We start from the raw sequence: 420 nt of genomic DNA on the forward strand, positions 1-420 counted from the left end.
TCAGAACAATTTGTCAGAACACCTGGGCCACGTGGACTACCTGCCATACGTTTTCAACGAACGAGGAGACTATTGATACATGCTCGAATTCAATGGACAGCACTTTCTCGATGGCCGCGCGTCTAATCCCAATGCACTCGGCTGGATGCGCGGTGCGCCGCCCCCCGCGGACAAGCGCATATCTTTCGAGAGCGACGACTTCCTCAACTTTCCGCAGCTGCGCTGGTCGCTGTCGCACATGCGCGAGCTTGTGCCGTCTGTCAACGTGTGGCGTGGGCGGGGTGGCCCTGCGCTGCTCGAACGCAGCGACAAGACCGCGGAAATCGACGCTCTCACCTTTGCCGACGCGAACGGACGCATGCGCCGTTTCGACGAGGCGCTCTACGATACCTACACAGACGGAATCGTGGTTCTGCATCG

General features: G+C 59.3%; 1 pseudogene. It reads left to right on the forward strand.

Annotated elements, in window-relative coordinates:
• Positions 1-79: 79 nt before the first annotated feature.
• Positions 80-420: pseudogene (locus tag EOA29_RS40365) on the forward strand (6-aminohexanoate hydrolase); the annotation flags it as partial.

This window comes from Mesorhizobium sp. M1E.F.Ca.ET.063.01.1.1 (assembly GCF_003998155.1).
Lineage (GTDB): Bacteria > Pseudomonadota > Alphaproteobacteria > Rhizobiales > Rhizobiaceae > Mesorhizobium.